21 protein-coding genes are annotated in these 24,274 nt (G+C 70.0%); 15 read left to right on the plus strand and 6 right to left on the minus strand.

Features of this window, described 5'->3' with window-relative positions:
- The first annotated feature begins 7 nt into the window (after nt 1-7).
- The 9 genes from TBR22_RS10785 to TBR22_RS10825 all read left to right on the plus strand — a co-directional run bounded on the left by TBR22_RS10785 (nt 8) and on the right by TBR22_RS10825 (nt 11,331).
- Nucleotides 8-892, plus strand: coding sequence for a carbon-nitrogen hydrolase (locus TBR22_RS10785; protein WP_239492988.1), 885 nt, complete (start codon nt 8-10; stop codon nt 890-892).
- On the plus strand, nt 889-1,995 hold the full coding sequence (locus TBR22_RS10790; RefSeq protein ID WP_239492989.1) for an agmatine/peptidylarginine deiminase: 1,107 nt from the start codon (nt 889-891) through the stop codon (nt 1,993-1,995). Before TBR22_RS10785 ends, TBR22_RS10790 begins: the two co-directional genes overlap by 4 nt.
- Before the next feature lie 91 nt (nt 1,996-2,086).
- The gene (locus TBR22_RS10795; RefSeq protein ID WP_239492990.1) at nt 2,087-3,802 is read left to right on the plus strand and encodes a GMC oxidoreductase; all 1,716 of its coding nucleotides are present in this window, start codon (nt 2,087-2,089) and stop codon (nt 3,800-3,802) included.
- A gap of 9 nt (nt 3,803-3,811) precedes the next feature.
- Nucleotides 3,812-4,447, plus strand: coding sequence for a gluconate 2-dehydrogenase subunit 3 family protein (locus TBR22_RS10800; protein ID WP_239492991.1), 636 nt, complete (start codon nt 3,812-3,814; stop codon nt 4,445-4,447).
- A 141-nt stretch (nt 4,448-4,588) separates the two neighbouring features.
- The gene (locus tag TBR22_RS10805; RefSeq protein WP_239492992.1) at nt 4,589-6,046 is read left to right on the plus strand and encodes a PQQ-dependent sugar dehydrogenase; all 1,458 of its coding nucleotides are present in this window, start codon (nt 4,589-4,591) and stop codon (nt 6,044-6,046) included.
- Between the two features lie 32 nt (nt 6,047-6,078).
- Nucleotides 6,079-8,040: a YjhG/YagF family D-xylonate dehydratase gene (locus TBR22_RS10810; RefSeq protein WP_239492993.1), complete on the plus strand. Its 1,962-nt coding sequence runs from the start codon at nt 6,079-6,081 to the stop codon at nt 8,038-8,040.
- 87 nt (nt 8,041-8,127) lie between these two features.
- Nucleotides 8,128-9,258 (plus strand): Gfo/Idh/MocA family protein, encoded by a 1,131-nt coding sequence (locus TBR22_RS10815; RefSeq protein WP_239492994.1) that lies wholly within the window; start codon nt 8,128-8,130, stop codon nt 9,256-9,258.
- A gap of 170 nt (nt 9,259-9,428) precedes the next feature.
- Entirely contained in the window at nt 9,429-10,418 is a 990-nt protein-coding gene (locus TBR22_RS10820; protein ID WP_239492995.1) for an ornithine cyclodeaminase family protein, read from the plus strand.
- A gap of 16 nt (nt 10,419-10,434) precedes the next feature.
- The gene (locus tag TBR22_RS10825; protein WP_239492996.1) at nt 10,435-11,331 is read left to right on the plus strand and encodes a TSUP family transporter; all 897 of its coding nucleotides are present in this window, start codon (nt 10,435-10,437) and stop codon (nt 11,329-11,331) included.
- A 4-nt stretch (nt 11,332-11,335) separates the two neighbouring features.
- Here the strand turns inward: TBR22_RS10825 and TBR22_RS10830 are convergent, their stop codons facing one another.
- Entirely contained in the window at nt 11,336-12,883 is a 1,548-nt protein-coding gene (locus TBR22_RS10830; RefSeq protein ID WP_239492997.1) for an L-serine ammonia-lyase, iron-sulfur-dependent, subunit alpha, read from the minus strand.
- 108 nt (nt 12,884-12,991) lie between these two features.
- On the opposite strand from TBR22_RS10830, the gene TBR22_RS10835 reads away from it, so the two are divergent.
- Nucleotides 12,992-13,879 (plus strand): DNA-3-methyladenine glycosylase, encoded by an 888-nt coding sequence (locus TBR22_RS10835; protein ID WP_239492998.1) that lies wholly within the window; start codon nt 12,992-12,994, stop codon nt 13,877-13,879.
- 255 nt (nt 13,880-14,134) lie between these two features.
- Here the strand turns inward: TBR22_RS10835 and TBR22_RS10840 are convergent, their stop codons facing one another.
- Together TBR22_RS10840 and TBR22_RS10845 are read right to left on the minus strand one after the other, a co-directional pair.
- The gene (locus TBR22_RS10840; RefSeq protein WP_239492999.1) at nt 14,135-14,665 is read right to left on the minus strand and encodes a superoxide dismutase family protein; all 531 of its coding nucleotides are present in this window, start codon (nt 14,663-14,665) and stop codon (nt 14,135-14,137) included.
- A 235-nt stretch (nt 14,666-14,900) separates the two neighbouring features.
- A complete protein-coding gene (locus TBR22_RS10845; protein WP_239493000.1) occupies nt 14,901-15,611 on the minus strand; it encodes a PEP-CTERM sorting domain-containing protein in 711 nt (236 codons plus the stop codon).
- A 270-nt stretch (nt 15,612-15,881) separates the two neighbouring features.
- Here TBR22_RS10845 and TBR22_RS10850 point away from each other — a divergent pair, with 270 nt between their 5' ends.
- Entirely contained in the window at nt 15,882-16,637 is a 756-nt protein-coding gene (locus TBR22_RS10850) for a hypothetical protein (RefSeq protein WP_239493001.1), read from the plus strand.
- A 114-nt stretch (nt 16,638-16,751) separates the two neighbouring features.
- Nucleotides 16,752-18,359 (plus strand): hypothetical protein, encoded by a 1,608-nt coding sequence (locus tag TBR22_RS10855; RefSeq protein WP_239493002.1) that lies wholly within the window; start codon nt 16,752-16,754, stop codon nt 18,357-18,359.
- Between the two features lie 138 nt (nt 18,360-18,497).
- On the opposite strand, the gene TBR22_RS10860 is transcribed toward TBR22_RS10855, so the two are convergent.
- Together TBR22_RS10860 and TBR22_RS10865 are read right to left on the minus strand one after the other, a co-directional pair.
- On the minus strand, nt 18,498-19,058 hold the full coding sequence (locus TBR22_RS10860) for a YeeE/YedE thiosulfate transporter family protein (protein WP_239493003.1): 561 nt from the start codon (nt 19,056-19,058) through the stop codon (nt 18,498-18,500).
- A gap of 2 nt (nt 19,059-19,060) precedes the next feature.
- A complete protein-coding gene (locus TBR22_RS10865) occupies nt 19,061-19,621 on the minus strand; it encodes a YeeE/YedE thiosulfate transporter family protein (RefSeq protein ID WP_239493004.1) in 561 nt (186 codons plus the stop codon).
- A 173-nt stretch (nt 19,622-19,794) separates the two neighbouring features.
- Here TBR22_RS10865 and TBR22_RS10870 point away from each other — a divergent pair, with 173 nt between their 5' ends.
- A complete protein-coding gene (locus tag TBR22_RS10870) occupies nt 19,795-20,196 on the plus strand; it encodes a hypothetical protein (protein ID WP_239493005.1) in 402 nt (133 codons plus the stop codon).
- 71 nt (nt 20,197-20,267) lie between these two features.
- Here the strand turns inward: TBR22_RS10870 and TBR22_RS10875 are convergent, their stop codons facing one another.
- A complete protein-coding gene (locus tag TBR22_RS10875) occupies nt 20,268-20,672 on the minus strand; it encodes a VOC family protein (protein ID WP_239493006.1) in 405 nt (134 codons plus the stop codon).
- 318 nt (nt 20,673-20,990) lie between these two features.
- On the opposite strand from TBR22_RS10875, the gene TBR22_RS10880 reads away from it, so the two are divergent.
- Entirely contained in the window at nt 20,991-22,223 is a 1,233-nt protein-coding gene (locus tag TBR22_RS10880) for an ISL3 family transposase (protein WP_239488874.1), read from the plus strand.
- A gap of 53 nt (nt 22,224-22,276) precedes the next feature.
- The gene (recQ, locus tag TBR22_RS10885) at nt 22,277-24,118 is read left to right on the plus strand and encodes a DNA helicase RecQ (RefSeq protein ID WP_239493007.1); all 1,842 of its coding nucleotides are present in this window, start codon (nt 22,277-22,279) and stop codon (nt 24,116-24,118) included.
- Nucleotides 24,119-24,274: the final 156 nt, after the last annotated feature.

Here is a 24,274-nt window from a genome sequence, read left to right on the forward strand (position 1 = left end):
AGGTGTGATGGCCAAGAAGAAGACCACGCCGAATCCCGTCGTCGGGCTCGTGCAGATGACCTGCTCACCCGATCCGGACAAGAACCTGAAGAAGGCCATCGCCCGCATCGGCGAGGCGGCAAAGCAGGGCGCGACCATCGTGTGCCTGCAGGAGCTGTTCCGGTCGCAGTACTTCTGCCAGACCGAGGACACCGAGCTCTTCAAGCTCGCCGAGCCGATCCCCGGGCCGACGACGGAGGTGCTGGCCAGGGCGGCCCGCAAGCACAAGGTGGTGCTCGTGTCGTCGCTGTTCGAACGGCGCGCCGCCGGCCTCTACCACAACACCGCGGTGATCTTCGACCAGGACGGCAGCGTGGTGGGGAAGTACCGGAAGATGCACATCCCGGACGACCCGCTGTACTACGAGAAGTTCTACTTCACGCCGGGCGACCTCGGCTTCCGCGTGCACCAGACGTCGCGGGGCAACTGCGGTGTGCTCGTGTGCTGGGACCAGTGGTTCCCGGAGGCGGCGCGCCTGACGGCGCTGCAGGGCGCGCAGTTCCTGTTCTACCCGACCGCCATCGGCTGGCTGCCGGGCGAGAAGCAGGAGATGAACCTCGCGCAGCACACGGCGTGGGAGACCGCGCAGCGCGCGCACGCCATCGCCAACGGCGTATTCGTGGTCTCGGTCAATCGCGTCGGGCTCGAGGGTTCGCTGCAGTTCTGGGGACAGTCGTTCGTGGCCGATCCGTTCGGCCGCATCCTCGCCAGGGCCTCGTCCGACAAGGAAGAGACCCTGCTGGTGGAGTGCGACCTGTCGTTGATCGAGCAGACGCGCCAGAACTGGCCGTTCCTCCGCGACCGCCGCATCGACGCCTACGCGCCGATCACGCAGCGGCTGATCGAGCCGTGACCCGCCTTCGCCCGTCGCCAGTTCTCGAAGCACCGATGGACCGCTCCGGCTCCGGCGCGGCAAGCGCCGCGACGCCTGCCGCGCGCGGCTACCGCATGCCGGCCGAGTGGCATCCGCACGCCGCCACGTGGCTCACGTGGCCGAAGGACCCGGTCACCTGGCCCGACCGGGTGCCGCAGGTGCAGGAGATCTTCCTGCAGTTCCTCGACGCGCTCACGCCGCACGAGCGCGTGTGCCTGCTCGTCGACGACGAGGGCGTGGCCGAGGACGTGCGTCGGCGCTGCGCGGGGCGGCCTGCCGTGCTGGCCAACCTCGAGCTGATTCCGATCGAGACCGTCGATTCCTGGATCCGCGACTACGGCCCGAACTTCCTGCTCGGGCAGGACGGGCAACTGGCGTTCAACCACTGGGGCTTCAACGCCTGGGGCGGCAAGTACGAGTCGCTGATGCGCGATGCGTCGGTGCCCGCGCGCCTCGATGCGCTGGCCGGGATCCCGAAGTTCGAGCCGGGCATCATCCTCGAAGGCGGGTCGATCGACGTCAACGGCGCCGGCACCGTGCTCACGACGGAGCAGTGCCTGCTCAACCCGAATCGCAACCCGGGGAAGTCGCGCGACGAGATCGAGGCCTACCTCCGGTTGTATCTCGGCGTGCAGCAGGTGATCTGGCTCGGCGAGGGCATCGAGGGCGACGACACCGACGGGCACGTCGACGACATCACCCGTTTCGTCGCCCGCGACACGATCGTCACGCTGGTCGAGGACGATCCCGCCGACCCGAACCACAAGCCGCTGGCCGACAACCTCGCGCGGCTCCAGGCGTCGCGGCAGCCCGACGGCTCGCCCTGGCGCATCGTGACGTTGCCCGGGTGCGGGCACGTGATGGCCGAGGGCGATCGCCTGCCGGCCAGCTACGCCAACTTCTACATCGCCAACGGCGTGGTCCTGGCCCCGATGTATGGCCACGAGAACGACGCGCACGCCGAGTTGATGCTCCAGGACCTCTTCCCGACCCGGCGCGTGGTGCCGATCCAGTGCGAACCGCTGGTCTGGGGTATGGGTTCCATCCACTGCGTCACCCAGCAGCAACCGGCATCGAGGTAGGCCCCGTCTCCGACCGCGCCCGCCCTCCGCGCCTGTCGGGGTACACTCGGATGTCCGGACTTTTCTGACCCTTTACGAGGCTCACTCGCAGATGCAAGTCATCCGTTCCCCGAAGGTGTACGACGTGGTCGTCGTCGGCTCGGGCGCCGGCGGCGGGATTGCCGCCAAGGTGCTGACCGAGGCTGGCGCCGAGGTGTGCATGCTCGAAGCCGGTCCGCAGTGGGACCAGGCGCGCGACGGCAAGATGCTGGGCTGGCCCTACGAGTCGCCACGTCGCGGCGCGCCGACCGAGCGTCCGTTCGGCGAGTTCGACGCCGCGTGGGGGGGCTGGGAACTGCCGGGCGAGCCGTACACGGCAGGCAAGGGGTCGCAGTTCGACTGGTTCCGGGCGCGCATGCTGGGCGGCCGCACCAACCACTGGGGCCGTATCTCGCTGCGCTGGGGACCGGACGACTTCCGGCGCAAGAGCATCGACGGCCTCGGCGACGACTGGCCGATCACCTACGACGACATCAAGCCGTACTACGACAAGCTCGACGAGTTCGTCGGCATCTTCGGCACCAACCACGCCGCGCAGACGGGCCTGCACAACGAGCCGGACGGCAAGTTCCAGCCGCCGCCCCTGCCGCGCGCCTACGAGCTGTACTTCAAGCAGGCCGCCGACAAGCTGAAGATCGCCTGCGTCCCGTCGCGCTTGTCGATCCTCACCCGGCCGCTGAACGGCCGCGCCGCGTGCCACTACTGTGCGCAGTGCGGGCGCGGCTGCACGACGCACTCGAACTTCCAGTCGCCGACCGTGCTGCTGCCCCCGGCGATGGCCACCGGCAAGCTGACGATCGTCACCGGCGCGATGGCGCGCGAGGTGCTCAGCAACGCCGAGGGCAAGGCCACCGGCGTGTCGTACATCGACACGACGACCGGTGAGGAGAAGACGGTCCAGGGCCGGATCGTGGTGCTCGCGGCCAGCGCCTGCGAGAGCGCCCGCCTGCTCCTGAACTCCAAGTCGGCGCGCTTCCCGAACGGCCTGGCCAACGGCAGCGGCGCGGTGGGCAAGTACCTCACCGACTCGACCGGCGCCAGCCTGTCGGGCTTCATCCCGAAGATGGTCGGGATGCCGAATCACAACGAGGACGGCACCGGCGGCATGCACCTCTACATGCCGTGGTGGCTCCACAACGTGAAGGACAAGCTGCCGTTCCCGCGTGGCTACCACATCGAGCCGGGCGGCGGACGCCGCATGCCGGGCTTCGGCTTCATGGGCGGCATCGAGCGCCACCCCGGTGGATCGGGCGGCGGGTATGGCAAGGGCCTGAAGGACGAGTACCGGCGCCTCTGGGGCGCGACGATCGGCTTTGCCGGCCGCGGCGAGATGGTGCCCAACAAGGACACCTACATGGACATCGACCCGAACGTGGTGGACAAGTGGGGCATCCCCGTGCCGCGCTTCCACTGGAAGTTCGGCGACGAGGAACGGCTGCAGGCCCGTCACATGATGGAGACCTTCAAGGCGCTCATCGAGGAGATGGGCGGCACGGTCCTCGGCAGGATCCCCGGGCCCGAGGAGGACTACGGCCTGGCGGCCGGCGGCCGCATCATCCACGAGGCCGGCGTCGTCCGCATGGGCGACGACCCGAACGCGGCGCCGCTCAACAAGTACTGCCAGGCGCACGAGGTGAAGAACCTGTTTGTCGCCGACGCGGGCCCGTTCGTCTCGCAGGCCGACAAGAACCTGACGTGGACGATCATGGCGCTCGCGTGGCGCACCTGCGAGTACATCGCCGACCAGCGCAAGGCGCTCTCGATCTAGGACGCGACCATGGACGACATGAATCGACGCAAGATGCTCAAGGTGCTCGGCACCGCGCCCGCCATGGCCGGGATCGCGTGGACCGAGGCCGAAGCCCAGCAGGCGCACCAGCACGCGCAGACCGCGAAGAAGGCCGCCGCGACGGCCAAGGCACCGTACAAGCCGAAGTTCTTCACCGCGCACGAGTACGCGACGGTCACCGCCTTCGCCAACCTGATCATCCCGAAGGACGAGCGCTCGGGAAACGCCAGCGACGCCGGCGTGCCCGAGTTCATCGACTTCATGATGATCGACCAGCCCGACCGCCAGCTCCTGATGCGCGGCGGGATCAAGTGGGTCGACAGCGAGTGCCGCAAGCAGTTCGGCCAGCCGTTCGTGAAGTGCACGGCCGCGCAGCAGACCCAGATCTGCGACGCGCTCGCGTACCCGGCCAAGGCCAGGCCCGAGCACTCCCACGGCGTCCGCTTCTTCAGCGCCGTCCGCGACCTGACGGCCACCGGCTTCTTCACCAGCAAGATCGGCATCGCCGACCTCGATTACAAGGGCAACACCTTCGTCGCCAAGTGGACGGGCGCCCCGAAGGAAGCCCTGGACCACCTCGGCGTCAGTTACGAGCCGGTGAAGGAGTGGTATCGCGAAGGGTAGAAGGTAAGAAGAGTAGAAGGTAAGAAGGCAGGGCGGGAAGGGCGAAGGACTTTTTCCTTGGCCCTTCCGCCTTCCCGGCCTGCCTTCTGCTCTTCTGCCCTTTTGCTCTTCTACTCTTGTCTGTTCTGCTACGCTGTCGGGATGTTGCTTCGCATTTCCGCTCTCCTTGTGGGCACCGCTGCGCTCGTCGGCGGCCCCCTCCTGCTTGCACAGGCTCCGCCCCCCAAGAAGGACGTCGCCAAGGTCTGGACCGACGTCTGCGCCAGCTGCCATGGGCCCAACATGCAGGGCGCGCAGGCGCCCAGCATGCTCGACGACACCTGGGTCTCCGGTAACGGTGACGACGCCTCGCTCGCGGCCACGATCAAGAACGGGCGCGTCGCCACCGGCATGCCCGCCTTCGGCGGCCTGCTGACCGACGAGGAAATCCGCGCGATGGTTGTCTACATCCGCGAAACCGCCGGAAAGGCCAGGGCTGCCGGCGCCAACTATGCCGCGCCGGCCGCCAACGTCACCGTGCAGAGCGAGAAGCACGCCTTCAAGCTCGAGACGGTCCTCGAGGGCGTGAACACGCCGTGGGGCCTCGACTTCCTGCCCGACGGCCGGATGTTGATCACCGAGAAGGGCGGCACCCTGCGCATCGCCGATGCCAAGGGCGTGCTCGCGCCTGAACCCGTGCAGGGCGTGCCGGCCGTGTGGTCCAAGGGCCAGGGCGGCCTGCTCGATGTCGGCGTGCACCCGCAGTACGCGAAGAACGGCTGGATCTACATCTCGTACAGCGATCCCGGCGAGAACGACTCGGCGATGACGGCCGTGATCCGCGCCAAGCTCAAGGGCAACGCGCTCACCGACGTCCAGCAGGTCTTCAAGGCGCCCGCCGCGACCTACCGCACGGGCAACGTCCACTTCGGTTCGCGCTTCGTGTTCGACGGCAAGGGCCACGTGTTCTTCTCGATCGGCGAGCGCGGCCAGCAGCAGGACGCCCAGGACGTGACCCGCCCCAACGGCAAGGTGCATCGCATCAACGAGGACGGCACGATCCCGGCCGACAACCCGTTCGCGAACAAGGCCGCTGCCATCAAGAGCATCTGGAGCTACGGCCACCGCAATCCGCAGGGCCTCACGATGCACCCGACGACGGGCGCGCTGTATGACGTGGAGCACGGCCCGCGCGGCGGCGACGAGCTGAACCTCGTGGAAAAGGGCAAGAACTACGGCTGGCCGGTGATCACCTACGGGATGAACTACAACGGCACGCCGATGACCGACAAGACCGCCGCGCCGGGGATGGAGCAGCCGCTCACGTACTGGGTGCCGTCCATCGCGGTGTCGTCCATCGGGTTCTACACGGGGACGAAGTTCCCGCAGTGGAAGGGGAACCTGATCCTCGGCTCGCTGGCCGCCCAGGAACTGCGCCGCCTCGAGCTGACGCCGACCGGCGTGAAGCAGGAGGTCCTGTTCAAGAACGTCGGCCGCCTGCGCGACGTGGTGATGGGGCCCGACGGCGCGATCTACATCGCGTTCAACCAGCCGGATCGCATCGCGCGCCTGGTGCCCGCCCCGGCTGCCGGCACCTCGGCGTCGGCCGCCGTGCGCTAGCGAGGCCCGACTCGCAGTAGCATCGACGGAAGGTGTCCACGCCTTCCGTCCCCCTCGCCCTCGATCGCGGCGTCGCCGCGATCTACGACATCACCACGGCTGCCCCCGGTCCCGAGGGGCAGCTGCCGTTCACCCCCGACGACCTGCGCGACAAGCCGAGTGGCGACCTCTTCGGCTGGTCGCTCGACGTCGGCATGGGGTGGGCGCCAGACGCGGTGCGCCAGCCCCAGGCGCTGCTCCTCAGCACCCTGGGCGGCATGCGCGAGCCCGACGGCACGCCGCTGGCCCTCGGCTACCACACCGGGCACTGGGAAGTGGGCCTCCTCATGCGTGAGGCAGCCCTGACCTGTCGCGCCACCGGGTGGACGCCGTTCGCCGGCTTCTGCACCGACCCGTGCGATGGCCGCTCGCAGGGCACGCCCGGCATGTTCGACAGCCTGCCGTACCGCAACGACGCGGCAACCGTGCTCGGGCGATTGATCCGGTCGCTGCCGACGCGTTCGGCCGTGCTGGGCGTGGCCACGTGCGACAAGGGCCTGCCGGCGATGCTCATGGCGATCGCGGGGGCCGGCGACCTGCCGGTGGCCATCGTGCCCGGAGGCGTCACCCTGCCCTCCGACCGCGGCGAGGACGCCGGCACCATCCAGACCATCGGCGCGCGCTTTTCGCACGGCCTGATCTCGCTCGAGGAGGCTGCGGCGCTCGGTTGCCGTGCGTGTGCCTCACCAGGCGGCGGGTGCCAGTTCCTCGGCACGGCGGCGTCGGCCCAGGTGGTGGCCGAGGCCATCGGGCTCGCCCCGGTGCACAGCGCGCTGGCGCCCTCCGGGCAGCCGATCTGGCTCGACGGCGCCGCGCGTGCCGTGCATGGCCTGCAGGCGCAGCGTGCGCTCGGATGGTCGGCGCGCACGCTGGTCACCGAGGCATCGATCCGCAATGCGATGGTCGCGCATGCGGCCTTCGGCGGCTCGACCAACCTGCTGCTGCACGTGCCGGCCATCGCCCATGCGGCCGGCATCCGACGGCCGTCGATCGAGGACTGGATGGCGGTCAACCGCGCCGTGCCGCGGCTGGTCGACGCCTTGCCGGCGGGCCCGCATCCGACCGTCCGCGTGCACCTCGCCGGTGGCGTCCCGGAGGTCCTGCTGCACCTGCGGGCGCTCGGCCTGCTCGACACCAGCGTGCCGACCGCCAGTGGCCTCACCCTCGATGCCGTGCTGGACTGGTGGGCGCAGAGCGAGCGACGGGTGCGCTGCCGCACCATCCTGCGCGACCGCGACGGCGTCGACCCGGACCGCGTCATCATGCCGCCGTCGTCGGCCGCGGCCGCCGGCCTGTCGAGCACCGTGTGCTTCATGCGGGGAACGCTCGCGCCCGAGGGCGCGATCGTCAAGAGCACCGCCATCGCCCGCGACCTGCTCGGCGATGACGGCGTGTTCCGGCACACCGGGCCGGCGCGCGTGTTCACGAGCGAGAAGGCGGCGATCGCGGCCATCAAGGGCCACGATCCCGAGACCGCGCTGAAGCCCGGCGAGGTGGTCGTGGTGGCCGGCATCGGCCCGATGGGTACCGGAATGGAGGAGGTCTACCAGGTGACCTCCGCCCTGAAGCACCTGCCCGCATTCAAGGGCACGCCGCTCATCACCGATGCCCGCTTCTCGGGCGTGTCCACCGGCCCGTGCGTCGGCCACGTCGGCCCGGAGGCGCTCGCCGGCGGCCCGCTCGGCCGCCTGCGCGACGGCGACCTCGTGCGGGTGCTGATCGACACCCGGGCGCTCACCGGTACGGTCGATCTCGTGCGCCTCGACGCCGCCAGCGGTGAGCTGCTGCCGGATGCCGACACCCTGGCCGCACGCCAGCCGCATCCGGACCTCGCCCCGCACCCGCAGCTGCCCGCCGCGACGCGCCTCTGGGCCGCCCTGCAGGCCGCCAGCGGCGGCACCTGGGGCGGGTGCGTTTACGATGTGGACGCGATCACGATGAAGCTGAACTCTTGAGGGCCTTGGGCCTTCGGGCCTTCGTCCCTGAGCCCTGAGTCCTGAGCCCTGAGCCGTAAGCCATGAGCCCTGAGCCTTGAGCCGATGATGAAACAGCACACCCCGTCCCGCCGTCGTTTCCTCCAGTCCACCGGCCTGTCGCTCGCCGCGGCCTCGTTCGCAGGCGCCCGTGCGGCGGCGCAGCCGCGCCTGCCGGGCCCGCCCGAGAAGAAGCTCGGGTTCGCGATCGTCGGTCTCGGCAGCCTGTCCATCAACCAGATCCTGCCGGCGTTCGCGCACTGCCGGCACGCCAGGGTGACGGCACTGGTGAGTGGAGACGCGGCCAAGGCGAAGACGCTGGCCACCGCTTACGGCGTGCCGGAGTCGGGGATCTACAGCTACGACACCTACGACCGCCTCAAGGACAACCCCGACGTCGACATCGTGTACGTCGTGTTGCCCAACAGCATGCACCGCGAGTACACGGTGCGGGCGCACCAGGCTGGCAAGCACGTGCTCTGCGAGAAGCCGATGGCCAACACGCCGCAGGACTGCGAGGCGATGATCGCGGCGGCGAAGGCAGCAGGGAAGAAGCTGATGATCGGCTACCGCCTGCGATACGAGCCGTACAACATGGCGATGATCCGGATGGCGCGCGAGCAGGAGTTCGGCAAGCCGAAGGTCATCCTCTGCGAGGCCGGCTTCAGCATCGGCGATCCGAAACAGTGGCGCCTGAACAAGGGCCTCGCGGGTGGCGGCTCGCTGATGGACATCGGCATCTATGCGCTCAACGCCGCGCGGTACCTCTCGGGCGAGGAGCCGATTGCCATCAACGCCATGGCGTACACGACGCCCGGTGACGTGCGGTTCGCCGATGGCGTCGAGGAGACGATCAACTTCCAGCTCCGCTTCCCGAGCGGCCTCCTGGCCAACTGCGTGTCGAGCTACGGCGTGGGGCTGAACCGCTTCCGCGTCCACGCCGAGAAGGCCGCCTTCGAACTCGAGCCGGCCCTCAGCTACTCGGACCTGCGCATGCGCGTCATCCGCGGCGGCACGGTCGAGCAGCGGACACTGCCGGATCGGAACCAGTTCGCCCTCGAGATGGACCACATGGCCGAGTGCGTGAAGACCAATGCCGACCCGCGCACCCCCGGCGAGGAGGGCCTCAAGGACCTGCGCGCCATGATGGCGATCTACGAGGCGGCCAGGACGGGGAAGACGGTAACGCTTAACGCGTAACGCAACGCTTGACGTCGAATGCGGGGAGTCGGCCTGTCAGCCGGAGCCTTGGCGAAGGCGGAACGTAGCCGTCGCGCGTGCGCGACGGTCAGGGGCACGGACGGGAGGTTCCGGTGCGCGTCGGTAGCAGGGGGGCGATCGCGTAGGATGACCCGTCACGGAGCTCAGCGATGTCGCCACTCGTCAGGTTGTTGACTCACCAGGATGTGCAGCGCGCCCTCGTCGGCGTCGACCTGGTGGGCCTCATGGAAGCTGCGCTCGGCGCCCTGTCAGCGGGCGACGTCGTGCAGCCGCTCCGGTCCTCGATGCTCGTCGGCCCCGAGCGCGCCTATCTCGGTCTGATGCCGGCGCACATCGCCTCGCACGCGGCACTGGGCCTGAAGCTGGTGACCGTCTTCAACGCCAATCGCGCACAAGGCCTGCCGAGTCACTTCGCGACCATCCTGCTGCTCGACGACGCAACCGGGATGCTGCGTGCGGTGATGGACGGGTCACACATCACCGAGGCGCGCACCGCGGCGGTGTCGGCCGTGGCGGTGCGCCACCTGCAGGGGGCGCCCCCGCGTCGCATGGCGTTGCTGGGCAGTGGCGCCCAGGCGCGCAGTCACCTGCGGGCGCTCGTCGCCGAGGCGCCCTCGCTGCAGGAGGTGCGGGTGTGGAGCCCGCGGGCCGATCTCGCGGCATTCGTGCGGGAGATATCGACCGAGGTGGCGGCCACTCTCGTCGCATCGGACTCGGCCGAGGCCGCGAGCCGCGGCGCCGACCTCATCGTCCTCGTCACCTCGTCGCCGCATCCCGTGCTCGACCGGCGTTGGGTGCAAGACGGTGCCCTCGTGGTGTCGGTCGGCGCGTGCCGGCCCGACCAGCGCGAAATGGACCCCGAACTCGTATCGGCCGCGCGCCTGGTCGTCGACTCGCGCGCTGCCGCGCTCGTCGAGTCGGGAGACGTCGTACAGGGCATCGCGGAAGGTCGCTTCGGGGCCGACCACATCCGCGCGGAACTGGGGGAGGTGGTCCGATCGCGCGTCCCCATCCGCCAGGCGGCCAGCGACGTCGTGGTCTTCAAGTCGCTTGGTCTCGCCGTCGAGGATGTCGCGGTGGCTCACCTCGTGCTCGAGCGCGCCGCGGCCGATGGGCTCGGCACGCTGGTGGCGCTGTGAGGCCCACGGAGGCTCGATGGTCGCAGCGCTCCTGATCCTGCTGTCGGCCCTCGCCCTGGGCTTCGTGATGGTGTGGGTGGCCGCCGTGCGGGAGGCACGCACGCCCGGCACGGCGCCCCCGGAGGCCAGTCCCGGGTTGCCGACCGCCGAGCATCACGCCGTCGGCCTGGTGACCAACTTCTTCGATACGCTCGGCATCGGGAGCTTCGCGCCGACGACGGTGATCTTCAGGCTCAGGCGCCTGGTGCCCGACGACCTCATGCCGGGTACGCTCAACGTCGGCCACTCCCTGCCGGTCACGGTCCAGGCGCTGATCTACATCGGCATCATCGCGGTGGACCCGTGGACGCTGGTGCTGCTCATCGCCGCGGCCGCCGCGGGCGCATGGTTCGGGGCTGGCGTGGTCGCCGGTCTGTCGCGCCGGCGCATCCAGATGGGCATGGGAGGCGCCCTGCTCGCCGCAGCATCGCTGATGGTGATGACGCAGTTCGGCTGGTTCCCAGGCGGGGGCGACACCCTCGGGCTCGAGGGCCCCAGACTGGCCATCGGCATCGGCGGGGCAGCCGTGGCGGGCGCCCTGATGACGCTCGGGGTGGGCTTCTATGCCCCGTGCATGATCCTCGTGAGCCTGCTCGGCATGAACCCGACGGCGGCCTTTCCCATCATGATGGGCGCCTGCGCCTTCATGATGCCCGTGGCCAGCATGCGCTTCGTCCGCAAGCAGCGCTACAGCCTGCGGCCCGCGCTGGGCCTGACGATGGGCGGCATCCCCGGCGTGCTGCTGGCCGCCTTCATCGTGCGATCGCTCGACCTGGCGACCGTGAGATGGCTCGTCGTGGTGGTCGTGCTCTACACGGCGGTGTCGATGCTGGTCGCCGCCACCGCACCGCGATTGCGAAGCGACGCGCCCTGACCGCTCAACGACAGCCGCAGTTGCCGCAGCCCGCGACTGTCGCGGCGGCCAGTCGCTGCTCGATCGCCCGTGAGGTGGGGGTGATGGCCAGGCCACCGAGGGCCGTGCAGCGATGTTCGCGTGGCATCCGGCTGGCCACGTCCTTCGCCGCGTCGATGACCTCATCGAGCGGAATCAGCGGGTCGAAGTCGGCCAGCGCCATGTTCGCGCACGACAGCGCATTGCTGGCCGCCATGACGTTCTTGCCCAGGCACGGGGCCTCGACGCGCCCGGCGATGGGATCGCAGATGAGTCCCAGCATGCTCTGCAAGGCCATCGATGCGGCCGCGATCGCCTGATCGCGCGTTCCTCCGGCGAGCGTGACCAATGCGGCGGCGGCCATGCTGGCCGCGGCACCTCCCTCGGCCTGGCAGCCACCGACTTCAGCCGCGAAGGTCCAGCGCGTGGCGATGAAGACGCCGATCAGCCCGGCGGCGAGCATCGCCTTCGCCATCGCTTCCTCATCGTGTCCCAGGGTCTCGGCCATGCCGATCACGGCGCCGGGCAGCGCGGCGCACGCCCCGGCCGTCGGGGCCGCGATGATCACGCCCATCGAGCTCTTGACCTCCATCAACGCCGTCACGTAGAGCACGATGCGGTTCAGCGCGCCACCGTCGAGCAGTCGCCCCGCCTCCATCGACGCCTGGAAGCGGCCGCTCTGGTGCCCGAGCATGCGATCGGCGTAGCTGGTGCCTGCGATGCCGCTGGCGATCGACCGACGCAGGATGCGCACCAGGGCGATCATCCGTTCGATTACCTCGTCCTCGCTGAAGCGACCGCGGGCCCGCTCGTACTCGACGGCCAACTGCCACAGGGGCGTCCGTCGATCCCCGTCATGGCGCAGCATGTCCTCACTGCCGGCGAAGGGCACCTGCACGTCCTTGCGAGAAGGCACCGGCAGCACCGGCGCGAGCCTCCTGACGGCGATGGCCTCCACACCATCGGTTGCCACGAAGCGCGCCGCCTTGACCTGCACGATCTGCAGGTCGCCGGCCTCGTGGACGATCACCTCGGCGTCCCCGAATGCCGGCACCGGGCCCGGACGCATCCAGATCAGCGTCTCGTGGTAGCCGCCGTCCATCGTCATCGGGACGCCGTCGATGCCGAGCACCTCCATCATGCCGCCGCCGGTCGAGATGGCGATCAGCGCGTGGGTGTCGCGCGCGTTGCGGAGGGTGAGCCGATACGTGTTCGGGTGGGGATCGCCGACGTCGACCGTCTCGATGCGGTGCGTGATCCCGGCCTCGGCCAGTGCCCGCGCGGCCTCTGGCAACCGCTCGTCGTCGGCCTCCCAGCCGAGCAGGCCGCCGAACAGGCCCATGTCGCTGCCCTGGCTCTCGTGCGTCGTCGGCAGCGAGCCGGCGCGATCGAACTCGACGAGCACGTCGGTGATCTCGCCCTCCATCAGGTCGCGCGCCAGGCGACCGATCCGGAGTGCCGCGGCGCAGTGCGAACTCGACGGCCCGCGCATCACCGGACCGATGACGTCGTTGAAGATCGAGACAGCGTTCATGGGTGTGCGCGATCGTACAACGCCTCACGGCCGGACCCGCCGCCGGGAGCGAAACCGGAGTGTGCGGGCCGACGCCGGTCGCCAGTCTGTGATGATGCAGGTACGGAGATGACCACACTGGCGCACATCGAGGCGTTTGTCCGGTACCAGGGGCCATACGACTGGTCGTCGATGCGGGCGTGGCTCCAGGGCCGGGCGCTCGAGGGCGTCGAGTCGCTGCGCGATGACTGCTACGCACGCACGCTGCGCATCGACGGAGTGCCGGGCGTGGTGCAGGTCGCGCACGCGCCTGAGCGGTCGGGCTTCGTGGTGCGTCTTGCGATGCGGGCGCCCGCCGCGCCTGTGGAGATCGCCGCGCGGCTCGAGCGCGTGCTCGATCTCGATCGCGATTGTCCCGCCATGGGGCGTCACCTCCGGCACGATCCCTGGATGGCCGCGCTGTTGGCGCGCCATCAGGGCGTGCGTGTGCCTGGAGGCTGGGAGCCGTTCGAACTCGCCGTGCGGGCGGTCCTCGGGCAACAGGTCACCATCGGCGCGGCCAGGGCGCTGGTGTCGCACGTCGTGCGGCTCGCCGGCCCGGCGCTGCCGCCCGACCTGGTGCGTCCCGGCCTCACGCATGTGTTCCCGACGCCAGTCGAGGTCCTGGCGGCCGACCTGTCGCCGTTGCGCCTGCCGGGGGCGCGGCGCGCCACGCTCGTGGCCCTGGCGCGCGCGGCGTGTGAGCGCGCCGACCTGTTCGAGCCGCACGCCTCGCTCGACGTGATCGTGGCCCGACTGACGATGGTGCCCGGCATCGGGGAGTGGACGGCCCAGTACATCGCCTTGCGGGCGCTCCGGCATCCCGATGCCTTCCCGGCGAGCGACATCGGCCTGCTGCGGGCGGCGGCGAGCGAGTTCGGGGCGCGGCCGTCGCCTGCCGCGCTGCGCCAGCGCGCCGAGTCCTGGCGTCCGCACCGGGCCTACGCGGCGCAGTTGCTGTGGGCGCAGGACAAGTAACGTCTGACGTCTGACGTTTGACGTTTGACCGAACGCCGAACGCCGAACTCGCCGCGCGCCGGAGGCGCAGATCGGCGAGTCTTCAACGTCGGACGTCGGACCCCGAACCGCCGGACGCCTTCATCGGACGCAGCCGTCGCGCTTGCGCGACGGTCAGGGGCTACGTCAGGGGAGGAGGGAAATCAGCCGTGACGGCCGCGAATGCCGGTCTGCCCTCGCGGCAGTCCGGCATCGCAGCATTGCCGCAGTCGCGACCTAGTGCGCGGCCTTGGTGATCGTGCCGCAGGCGATGCGGTCGCCGGCGTTGCCAGCCGGGTCGGTCTTGAGGTCGTCGGCCTTGGCGTGGATGACCAGCGCGGTGCCGCCGTTGGTGAACAGCGAGTTGGGGCCGTCGCCGAGGGTGACGGCGGTGTTGGTGATGGTCTTCTCGAGCGTGCCGTTGGCGCCCACGGTGATGTTGGGCATGTCGCCCGCGTGGTGACCGCTCGGGTTCTCGAGACCGTGCTGCTTGGTGGTCGGGTTGAAGTGCGGGCCGGCCGAGGTGAACGCCGGACCCTCGCACTTGGCGACCGCATGCAGGTGGATGGCGTGTTCACCCGCCGGCAGGTTCTTGAGCGAGAGCGCGATCGAGACGCCCTCCTTGGCCGGCGAGATCATCGCCATGCCGACCGATTGACCCTTGCCGTCCTGCAGGTTCACGTGAACCATCGGCGCCTGGGCCGCGCCGACGAGTCCCGCGGCCATGAGCGCCGCGGCGCCGAAGGTCATGCCGATCTGACGTCGCATCCGGAATCTCCCTTGTGGCAGCCCTGGCGCCGGTCCACCCGGCGCGCGGCTGCTCCCTCCATCCTAGTAGACGAGGGCGCCGGCATGCCGGCCGTTTTCCACAGGCTCGACGGTGTGGTGCGGCGGTGTGCCGGCCGGGCTGGGCCACGGGGCGCGCCCGACCGGGAAGCCGGCGCTTTCCTGTCGGACGCGGCACCCTCCCGCGAGCCGGGGAGATGGGAGGCGACGCTGGCCGTCAGGCCCGGCGTTTGCGGCGGTGCAGCAGGGCGGCGGCGCCAGTGGCGAGCAGCAGGATCGAGGCCGGCTCCGGGACCGGCACGGTGCCCTCGAGCGTGAAGGCGCGATCCCGTGCTCGGACCCCTGCACTGGTGACCGACATTCCTGGCCCCAGTTGCTGCTGGAATGAGAAGTCGTCCTTGCCGGTGCCACCGCTCCAGGCGAAAGCCGGCTCATAGATGTCCGAACGCGAGAGGACGGAGAACCAGTACTTGGTCTGCGCCGTGGCCGTGAACGCCGCGGGGAGGGTCACGGCATAGTCGTAGTAGGCGACGTTGTAGATGTTGCCGACGCTGAACTGTCCGATGCCGAGGAACGTGCTGGTCACGGCGCCGGCCGCGATCGAGTGGGTGACCAGCGGCGCGCCGGGGACGCCGCCATTGTCGGCAAAGAAGGCGATGTCCCACGACAGGACGTCCGGGCTCGGCGCTGCCGTTGGGATCGGGGCCGACAGGTCGATCCAGAACCCACTCCAGCGAACCGTCTCGACCGACCCGTTGGTGAGCAACGTGAAGTCGTCGAAGGAGCGGAAGCCCGTTTGTGACGTCTGGCCGAAGTCGGAGATGCGGGCCGAGGAACCAATCGTCGAGGTCTGATAGAGGATGTCGGCGCCGGCCGTGGCCGACGAGGTGAGTAGCAGGGTGGACGCCAGCAGGGCGATCTTGGACATGCGCGCTCCAACGTGAACGGAGTGTTCCTGAACGGACAGTTCACGGAGTGCAAGAGGTGAGCCGCCAGGGCGCCCGACGCCGTTGCACGAAAAGGCAGCCAAACCGCCACAGCATTCCGGAGTGACCCTGACAAAAGTCAATGTCTGCCGGGTCGAAGGCAGGGAAGTGTCAGAAGGACGCCGACGACTCGTCCTGCGGCCATGCACACGCCCGATGTTGTCCCCGACCCGTCGAGGTGGTACGCTGCTCGGGAGGCGAAACAAAATCGAATGTCGCTCCCACGCTCACGCGCGCATCTCGAAGCGTTGCTGCAGGCCCGTCGGCTCGACGGCACCCTGGCCGGGCGGGTGCCGGCCACCGGCCTGCTGTCCACGGGCCTGCCCGAACTCGACACCACGCTCGGCGGCGGCTGGCCGCGGGGCCACGTCTCCGAGATCGTCGGCCCGGCCTCGTCGGGACGCACGCGCGTGCTGGTGTCGACGCTGGCCGCGGCGACCACCCGCGGCGACGTCGCGGCGTGGATCGACACGGTGGATCGGGGTGACCCGGCTGGCGCGGCGGCGGCCGGCGTCAGGCTGTCGCACGTGCTGTGGGTGCGGGGCCTGCCGTTGTCGCCGGGCGTGCTCGCGCTCAAGCCTCGTCGTGGCGATCCCGATCTCACGCACACCGTCCTGCAGCGTGCCCTGAAGGCGGCGCACCTGGTGGCACAGGCCGGCGGCTTCGGCGTCATCGCGCTCGACCTGTGCGACATGCCTGCGTTCGCGTTGCGGCAGGTGCCGGCCTCCACGTGGCTGCGCCTGCACCGCGCGGTGGAGGGCCGCGAGTCGGTGCTCGTGGTGCTCGGCGCCGAGCCCGTCACGCGCAGCGCCGGTGGCGTGTCGGTCCGCGTGCAGGGCCGTCCGCGCTGGGAAGGCGAGAGCCCGCGCGCCTGCCGCCTCGCCGGCATGGACTGCGCCCTGCGCGTGGTCGGTCACCGCACCAGCCTCGAGCCGTCGCGCGAGGTGCAGGTCGCCCTGGCGGGCTGACAGGAATTTCAGGATTTCAGGAATTTCACAATTTCCGTACGCATCGCACGAGGCGAGCGCGGACTGTCGTGAAATTCTGAAATTCTGAAATTCTGAACGTGCACTGCTGCCGCCATGTTCGCCGCCCTCCATCTCGCCTCCGCCCCGGCCGGCCTCGCGCGTGAGGACCTGCTGACGCGTCTGTCGGCCGTGGCGGCCGACATGACGCCACGCTGGGAGTCCCTGGCCGATGGCGCGATCGTGCTCGACGTGTCGGGCCTGCAGCGCCTCTTCGGCGGCCCTGACGAGATCGCCGCCGCGGCGCGCGCGCTCGCCCTCGAGCACGACCTGGTCGTGCAGGTGGCGATCGCGCCCACCTGGGTGGCCGCACTCGTGCTCGCGGGCGCGGGCGTGGAGGCGATCGTCACGGGCCGCGACATGGCCGCGGCCCTCTCCCCCTTGCCGGTGGAGGCGCTCGGCGCGCTCCCCGGCGTCGACCTCGCGCTCGACGGCCCCGGGCGGGTGCGTCGTCTCGGCGGCGCGCGCAACTACCGGTTGTCGGCGGGGCTCGGCCTGGTGAACCCGGGAGCGGCCCCTGCCGGCGCCCCCGACACGCCTGCGGCGGCGCTGGCGACCGTGCCGGCGGCGCCCTTGCGGGTGCCTCCGGGCCGTCCCTGGCCCGACGTGCTGGCCACGCTGCAGCGCTGGGGCGTCACCACGTGTGGCGCCCTCGGCCGCCTGCCGGCCGCCGACCTGCAGGCCAGGCTCGGCGATCGCGGCCTCTGGCTGCAGCGCCTGGCCGTCGGCCTCGACCCGCGCCCGCTGCGGCTGCAGCCCGTCGAGGTCGCCTTCGTGCAGTCCCTCGAACTCGAATGGCCCATCGACGGCCTCGAGCCGCTCTCGTTCGTGCTCGGCCGCGTGCTCGAACCGCTCTGCGCGCATCTCGAGGCGCGTGACCGCGCCGCTGCCGTCGTACGGCTCTCGCTGCAACTCACCGATCGGCAGGTGCACGTGCGCGCTATCGACCTGCCGGTGCCCGTGCGCGAGGCCCGCGTGCTGCGCACGCTGCTGCTGCTCGATCTCGAGGCGCACCCACCGCACGCCGCGATCGACAAGGTCACCGTGGACGTCGAGCCGGTGCCGGGCCGCATCGTGCAGTTCTCGCTGTTGCGGAAGGCCCTGCCATCGGACGACCAGCTCGCGTCGCTGCAGGCGCGGCTCACCGCGCTGATGGGGCAGGGGCGCACCGGCGCGCCGGCGCTCGTGGACTCGCATCGGCCGGGGGACGTGGCGATGGCGCCGTTCACGCCGTCGGGCGCGGAAGGGCCCGACGGCGGCCCGGCGGCGTTGCTGGCCGCGCTCGGGCTCTCGGCCACGCGCGATGCGGGCCGCGCGCGCGAGGACGAGCGGGAAGCCGCGCGCGAGGGCTGGCTCGACACGGCCGGCTATCACGTGCGGCGCTTGCGCCAGCCGTGGCCCGTGCAGGTGGTGATCGGCCAGGGACGCGTGCCGACCGCGCTCCGTTTCGGCATCCATTCACGCGACACGGCCTTCCGCGACGGCGCCATCGTGCAGGCCGCCGGTCCCTGGCGGTCGTCGGGCGCCTGGTGGCAGCCCGCCACCGAGGTCGACGGGGCGTGGGACCGCGACGAGTGGGACGTGGCCCTCGAAACCGGCGCCGCCTATCGCGTCTTCCAGGATCGGAGGACGGGGCAGTGGTGGGTGGAGGGGGAGATCGATTGAACGCGCGTTGCCACGGTCAATCGAAATTTGAAATTTGAAATTTGAAATTCTCGCGCGCCGGCGACGCTTGGCGCGGCGAAGGCCGGAAGGCCAAGCCGCCGTGAATTTCCAATTTCCAATTTCCAATTACCTGTGGCACTACTCCGCCGTGCCGGGCAGGCGCCGCACGAGCAGCACCGCCACGAGTGCGAAGACGGCCATCCACACGCCCCACGGCAGGCCGGTCATCGACGGCAGCGTGAGCTTGCCCCACGCGCCGAGCGGCAGCACGTGTGCGACGAACCACGGGTGCGTCTCGGCGTAGAGGCCCGCACCGGCGATCCCCCCGAGCACGCCAATCACCGCATCACGGTTGCCTTCGCCGATCGCGGCGATCGCCGTGCCCGGGCACAGGCCCAGCACCGCCATGCCGACGCCGAACAGCACGCCGCCGAGCACGTTGGCGCCGAGCAGCGTCGCCTTCACGTGCAGCGTCGTCACCAGGCCGGCCTGGTGCAACCCGAGCACGCCGACCCCGCCGACCACGATGGCGGTCACCATGACCTTCACCATCGTGAAGTCCTCGAGCAGGAACTGGCGCAGGATGTTGATCGAGCGCGTCATCCCGGCCTTCTGCAGGATGAACCCGAATACCAGCCCGGTGAACGCGCCCGCGAGCAGGACGCGTCCGGCAGCGAAGACGCCCGCATCGAATGCCATGGTCATCGCTCCCCGGCCGCTCGGCCTTCGACGTTGCTCAGGCCTCGATACAACGCCGTGGTGGTGACGATGCCGGCCACGAAGAGCACGGCGGTGAAGACGAAGCTCGAGACGGCCAACTGCAGGCCGCCGGAAATGCAATGACCTGATGTGCAGCCGCCGGCCAGGCGCGCGCCGAACACCATCAGCGCGCCGCCCAGGAACGCCGCGACGTCGCGGCGCACGCGTGACGGCCCGAATCGTCGTCGCCAGTGTTCGGGCATCGACGGCACCGACTCGCCGCCGCCCAGTCTCCACGCGAGGAACGCGCCCACGGGCAGCAGCAGGTCGAGCGCCATCTGCCAGTCGACCGGCGGCTTGGCCACGACGAGTGCCGAGAGGTACGCCGTCTCGCGCACGTGTGCCGGGCTCACGGCGGCCTCGACGATGCCGGCGGCGCCGGCCAGGGAGGTCGAGGTGCCGAGCGCCTCGCCCATCAGCCAGAAGGTGATCCAGGACAGGACGCCGATGCCGGCGCCTGCGGCATAGGGCGACCATCGACGCGCGGTGAGCGGGGTGCTCATGGGTCCACCTCTTCCGTGGCTGATGGTACTCCTGCCCGCCCCCGCAGGGCTTCACCGGCGCGGACAGGCCGGCCTTCGTCAGTGGGCCTTCGGCCCGTCTCCCGTGATCCGACTTCCGGTGCCCGGAATCCGGAACCCGGAACCCGGAACCCGACCGTTCGTACACTTAACCCGTGACGTCCGGAGAGCGCTTCGCGCGACGCGTGTTCATGGGGGCCGGCATCTACGGCCTCGTCGTCCTGTTGCCGCAGTACTTCATGGAGGCGCAGATCGGCCGCGACTACCCACCAGCGATCACGCACCCCGAGCACTTCTACGGGTTCGTGGGCGTGGCCCTGGCGTGGCAGCTCGCGTTCCTGGTGATCGCCAGCGACGTGCGTCGCTTCCGCCCGCTGATGTTGCCGGCGATCGTCGAGAAGCTCGCGTTCTTCCTGCCGACGCTGTGGCTGTTCATGGGTGGGCGGGTGGCGGCCGCCGTCCTCGCGGTGAGCGCCATCGACCTGCTGCTCGCGACGCTGTTCCTCACCTCGTTCCTGCGCACCCGCGACGGGGTGATGGGGCCTGCGTCGACGTGAACGTCGACGCCCACGAAGTCATGAGTCATGGCTCATGACTCATGACATGCCGTGGTCCCGCCGGGCCGCCCTCAGGCGGGGCGTTCGCAGTTGACCATCCAGCTGACGCCGAACCGATCCTTCAGCATCCCGAAGCGCGGCGCCCAGAAGGTCTCGGCCAGCGGCATCACGACGTGGCCGCCCTCGGCCATTGCCCCGAAGATGCGCTCGGCCTCGCTCGTGTCATGCAGCGTGAGGGAGATCCACACCGAGTCCTTCGGGGTCTCGCCGCCGGGGCCATCCGAGCCCAGGAGCACGGTGCCTTGCGCCTCGAGCCGTGCGTGCATGATCCGGTCGGGCGACTGGCCGGGCTGCTGCATGCCACCCGGCATGTCGCCGTAGGTGGAGAAGGTGACGGTGCCGCCGAGGCACTGCGCGTAGGTCGAGAACGCTTCACGGCACTGGCCGTCGAAGATCACGTAGGGGTTGATCTGCATGAGGTGACTCCTGTCGCGCCGGCTGGATGGATGCGGCGACAGTGTACGTGACGGGACGGGCGCGCAACTCTGACACTCCGGTGGCAATTTGAAATTTGACATTTGAAATTGATCGGCGGCTCGGCCTCCGGCCTTCGCTCGCTCGAGACATCCCGAGGGGCGGCGGCGAAGCCGCGCCCCGCGAGAATTTCAAATTTCAAATTTCGGTCCTTCCGGGAATAGCGTGGGCAGCTCGGGCCGGCTGCGCGGGCCACTCGGCGGGTGAGCGGCCTGCTCGCCGGCCTTGCGCCGAGCCGAGCGGTGGCGTAGATCCACCGGATGCAGGACACGAAGCTCTTCGAAACGATCCTCGGCTTGCAGGCGCCCTGGCACATCGCACGGGTGGCGTTGGACACCTCGGGCGAGCGCGTCGATCTGTGGGTGGAGCATGCCGCGGACACGCGCTGGACGTGCCCGGACTGCGGGACGGCGGCGCCGGGCCATGACCATGCCGAGGAGCGGGTCTGGCGGCATCTCGACACCTGCCAGTACCAGACCTTCCTGCATGCGCGGGTGCCGCGCGTCGACTGTCCCACGCACGGCGTTCGGCAGGTCGGGGTGCCTTGGGCGGCGCCGCGGAGCCGATTCACGCTGCTGCTCGAGCGGCTCATTATCGACCTCATCACGCAGTGCAGCACGGTCACGGGCGCGTGCCGGATCGCGCGCGTCACGTGGGACGAGGCGTGGGGGGTGATGGACCGCGCGGTGGCGCGGGGGCTCCAGCGGCGCACCGCGGCGCCGCGGCGCTACCTGGGCGTCGACGAGAAGGCGTTTCGCAAGGGGCAGCGGTATCACACGATCGTGTGTGACCTCGAGACCGCGACCGTGCAGCACGTCGCCGAGGACCGGACGGCAGCGAGCCTGCAGGGCTACTACGCGCAGCTGACCACCGAGCAGCGCGAGGCGCTGCAGGCCGTCGCGATGGACATGTGGCCGGCCTACATCCGGGCCACCGTCGACGGCCTGCCGCAGGGCGACACCAAGATCGTGTTCGATCGCTTTCACATCATGCGCGAGATGACGCGCGCGGTGGACACCGTGCGCAAGCAGGAGCATCGGACCTTCCTGCGCGAGCAGGGCACCTCGCCCCTCACCGGCACGAAATACCTCTGGCTCTACGGCGAGGACCGTCTGCCCGCCGATCGCACGGACGCGTTCGCGGCGCTGCAGGGGCAGCACCTGAAAGTCGGCCGCGCCTGGGCGATCAAGGAGCTGTTACGCGACCTCTGGACCTACCGGCAGGGCGCCGCGGTCCGCCGCTTCTTCGCCCGCTGGTACGGGTGGGCGATCCGCTCGCGCCTGGAACCCGTCAAGCAGGTGGCCCGCATGCTCCACCGGCACCTCGACGGCGTGCTGCGCTACGTCAGGCACCCCATCACCAACGGCGTGGCCGAAGGCCTCAACAGCAAGATCATGAGCATCAAGCGCAAGGCCGGCGGCTTCCGCAATGCCCACCACTTCACCACCGCCATCTACTTTCACTGCGGCGGCCTGGACCTCTACCCACGCTGATCCCGGAAGAGGCCAAATTTCCAATTGCCGATTCAGCTACGATCGCTCCTGTAGTGAGTTCGACCGCGTCCCCTCCCGCCACCCTCGAAGACGTCCTCGCGAAGTACTGGGGCTATACGCAGTTCCGGCCGCACCAGCGGGCGGTGATGGACGCGATCCTCGCCGGTCGCGACTCGCTGCTCGTGATGCCCACCGGCGGCGGCAAGTCGCTGTGCTTCCAGGCGCCGGCGCTGCTGCGTCCGGGACTGGCCGTCGTCGTGTCGCCGCTCATCTCGCTGATGAAGGACCAGGTGGACGGGCTCACCGCCAACGGCGTGCCGGCCGCCTGCTACCACAGCGCGCTCGACGAGGAGCAGAAGCGCGAGGTGACGCGCGGCGTGCGCGAGGGCACGACGCGGCTGCTGTACGTGGCGCCCGAACGGCTCGTTGGCGAGGGCGGCGATCGCTTCGTGCGCTGGCTGGCGCAGGTCGGCGTCAGCTTCATCGCCGTCGACGAGGCGCACTGCATCAGCCAGTGGGGGCACGACTTCCGGCCCGAGTACCGGCGGCTCGGCGAGATTCGCGCGCAGTTGCCCGGCGCCAGCATCCACGCGTTCACGGCGACGGCCACCGGGCGGGTGCGGCGCGACATCGTGGCGCAGCTCGGCCTGCGCGACGCGCTCGAGGAAGTCGGATCCTTCGATCGCCCCAATCTCGTGTACCGCGTGCTGCTGCGCGACCAGTTGAAGAAGCAGGTGCTCGACGTGCTGGGCCGGCATCGCGGCGAGGCCGGCATCGTGTACTGCCCGTCGCGCAAGGAAGTGGACGCGCTCGCGGCCTGGCTCGTGGAGGAAGGCTGGAGCGCGGTGCCGTATCACGCGGGCCTCACCTCTGACGAGCGCTCGGCCAATCAGGAGGCCTTCCTCACCGAGCGCGCCGACATCGTGGTGGCGACGGTGGCGTTCGGCATGGGCATCCATCGTTCGAACGTGCGCTTCGTGATCCACACGGGCGCGCCGCAGTCGCTCGAGCACTACCAGCAGGAGTCGGGCCGCGCCGGCCGCGACGGTCTCGAGGCCGAGTGCGTGCTGATCACGTCGGCGGCCGACTTCCTGAAGTGGCGCGTGATGCTCGAGAAGAACGGCGAGCTCACCGAGTCGGCGCAGGGCCTGCTGCGCGACATCGAGCGCTACACCGCGAGCACGCGGTGCCGCCACCGGCACCTCGTGCAGTACTTCGGCGAGACCTACGACCGTGATGACTGCGGCGCCTGCGACGTGTGCCTCGGCGAACTCGAACTGGTCGACGATGCCGTGACGATCGCGCGGAAGGTGCTCTCGTGCGTGGCGCGCGTGGAGCAGCGGTTCGGGGCGGCGCACGTCGCGACCGTGCTCATCGGCAAGGCATCGGAGGCGGTCACGGCACGTGGGCATGCGCAGCTGAGCACGTTCGGGCTGTTCGCGGGCGTGCCGCTCACCGAGGTCCGCGGGTACATCGAGCAACTCACGGCGCTCGGCTACCTGCGCCAGACGCCCGGTGACTATCCTGTGCTCGTGCTGTCGCCCGAGGGGCGCCAATTGATGCGCGACGGGACCAGCGAGCAGCCGCTCGCGCTGTTCCGCCAGAAACGCCGCGCCAAGGACGCCGGTCCGCGCCGGTCGCGCGTCGAGACCGAGTCGTGGGAGGGCGTGGACCGCGACCTCTTCGAGCGCCTGCGCGAGGTGCGGCTGGGCCTGGCGCGCGGCCGCGGGGTGCCCCCGTACGTCATCTTCCACGACACGACCCTCCGCGAGATGGCCCGGCTTCGCCCCACCTCGGAAGCCGCCCTCCGCGACATCTATGGGGTCGGCCAGCGCAAGGCCGAAGATGTGGGGCCCGCCTTCCTCGAGGTCATAAGGTCGGCAGATACCGCGTAAATTCGTCCCTTTACGCCTTTTCTTTGCTGCGCTATCGTCACTCCATCGGCCCCGCCTTCGGGGCCTTTTTCGACGACGATGGTTTCGCCTTTTGTTTGCTTTTTGCGGACGGGAGTCGGGATGCGGGAGTCGGGAGTCGCCGACCAGCAGGCAACG

Source organism: Luteitalea sp. TBR-22 (assembly GCF_016865485.1).
Taxonomy (GTDB): Bacteria; Acidobacteriota; Vicinamibacteria; order Vicinamibacterales; family Vicinamibacteraceae; genus Luteitalea.

Excerpts from the sequence above, each read along its gene's own strand:
- TBR22_RS10785 (WP_239492988.1), top strand. The coding sequence starts at position 8 with ATGGCCAAGAAGAAGACCACGCCGAATCCCGTCGTCGGGCTCGTGCAG.
- TBR22_RS10795 (WP_239492990.1), top strand. The coding sequence starts at position 2,087 with ATGCAAGTCATCCGTTCCCCGAAGGTGTACGACGTGGTCGTCGTCGGC.
- TBR22_RS10800 (WP_239492991.1), top strand. The coding sequence starts at position 3,812 with ATGGACGACATGAATCGACGCAAGATGCTCAAGGTGCTCGGCACCGCG.
- TBR22_RS10805 (WP_239492992.1), top strand. The coding sequence starts at position 4,589 with ATGTTGCTTCGCATTTCCGCTCTCCTTGTGGGCACCGCTGCGCTCGTC.
- TBR22_RS10815 (WP_239492994.1), top strand. The coding sequence starts at position 8,128 with ATGAAACAGCACACCCCGTCCCGCCGTCGTTTCCTCCAGTCCACCGGC.
- TBR22_RS10820 (WP_239492995.1), top strand. The coding sequence starts at position 9,429 with ATGTCGCCACTCGTCAGGTTGTTGACTCACCAGGATGTGCAGCGCGCC.
- TBR22_RS10825 (WP_239492996.1), top strand. The coding sequence starts at position 10,435 with ATGGTCGCAGCGCTCCTGATCCTGCTGTCGGCCCTCGCCCTGGGCTTC.
- TBR22_RS10830 (WP_239492997.1), bottom strand. The coding sequence starts at position 12,883 with ATGAACGCTGTCTCGATCTTCAACGACGTCATCGGTCCGGTGATGCGC.
- TBR22_RS10835 (WP_239492998.1), top strand. The coding sequence starts at position 12,992 with ATGACCACACTGGCGCACATCGAGGCGTTTGTCCGGTACCAGGGGCCA.
- TBR22_RS10840 (WP_239492999.1), bottom strand. The coding sequence starts at position 14,665 with ATGCGACGTCAGATCGGCATGACCTTCGGCGCCGCGGCGCTCATGGCC.
- TBR22_RS10845 (WP_239493000.1), bottom strand. The coding sequence starts at position 15,611 with ATGTCCAAGATCGCCCTGCTGGCGTCCACCCTGCTACTCACCTCGTCG.
- TBR22_RS10850 (WP_239493001.1), top strand. The coding sequence starts at position 15,882 with ATGTCGCTCCCACGCTCACGCGCGCATCTCGAAGCGTTGCTGCAGGCC.
- TBR22_RS10855 (WP_239493002.1), top strand. The coding sequence starts at position 16,752 with ATGTTCGCCGCCCTCCATCTCGCCTCCGCCCCGGCCGGCCTCGCGCGT.
- TBR22_RS10860 (WP_239493003.1), bottom strand. The coding sequence starts at position 19,058 with ATGGCATTCGATGCGGGCGTCTTCGCTGCCGGACGCGTCCTGCTCGCG.
- TBR22_RS10865 (WP_239493004.1), bottom strand. The coding sequence starts at position 19,621 with ATGAGCACCCCGCTCACCGCGCGTCGATGGTCGCCCTATGCCGCAGGC.
- TBR22_RS10875 (WP_239493006.1), bottom strand. The coding sequence starts at position 20,672 with ATGCAGATCAACCCCTACGTGATCTTCGACGGCCAGTGCCGTGAAGCG.
- TBR22_RS10880 (WP_239488874.1), top strand. The coding sequence starts at position 20,991 with ATGCAGGACACGAAGCTCTTCGAAACGATCCTCGGCTTGCAGGCGCCC.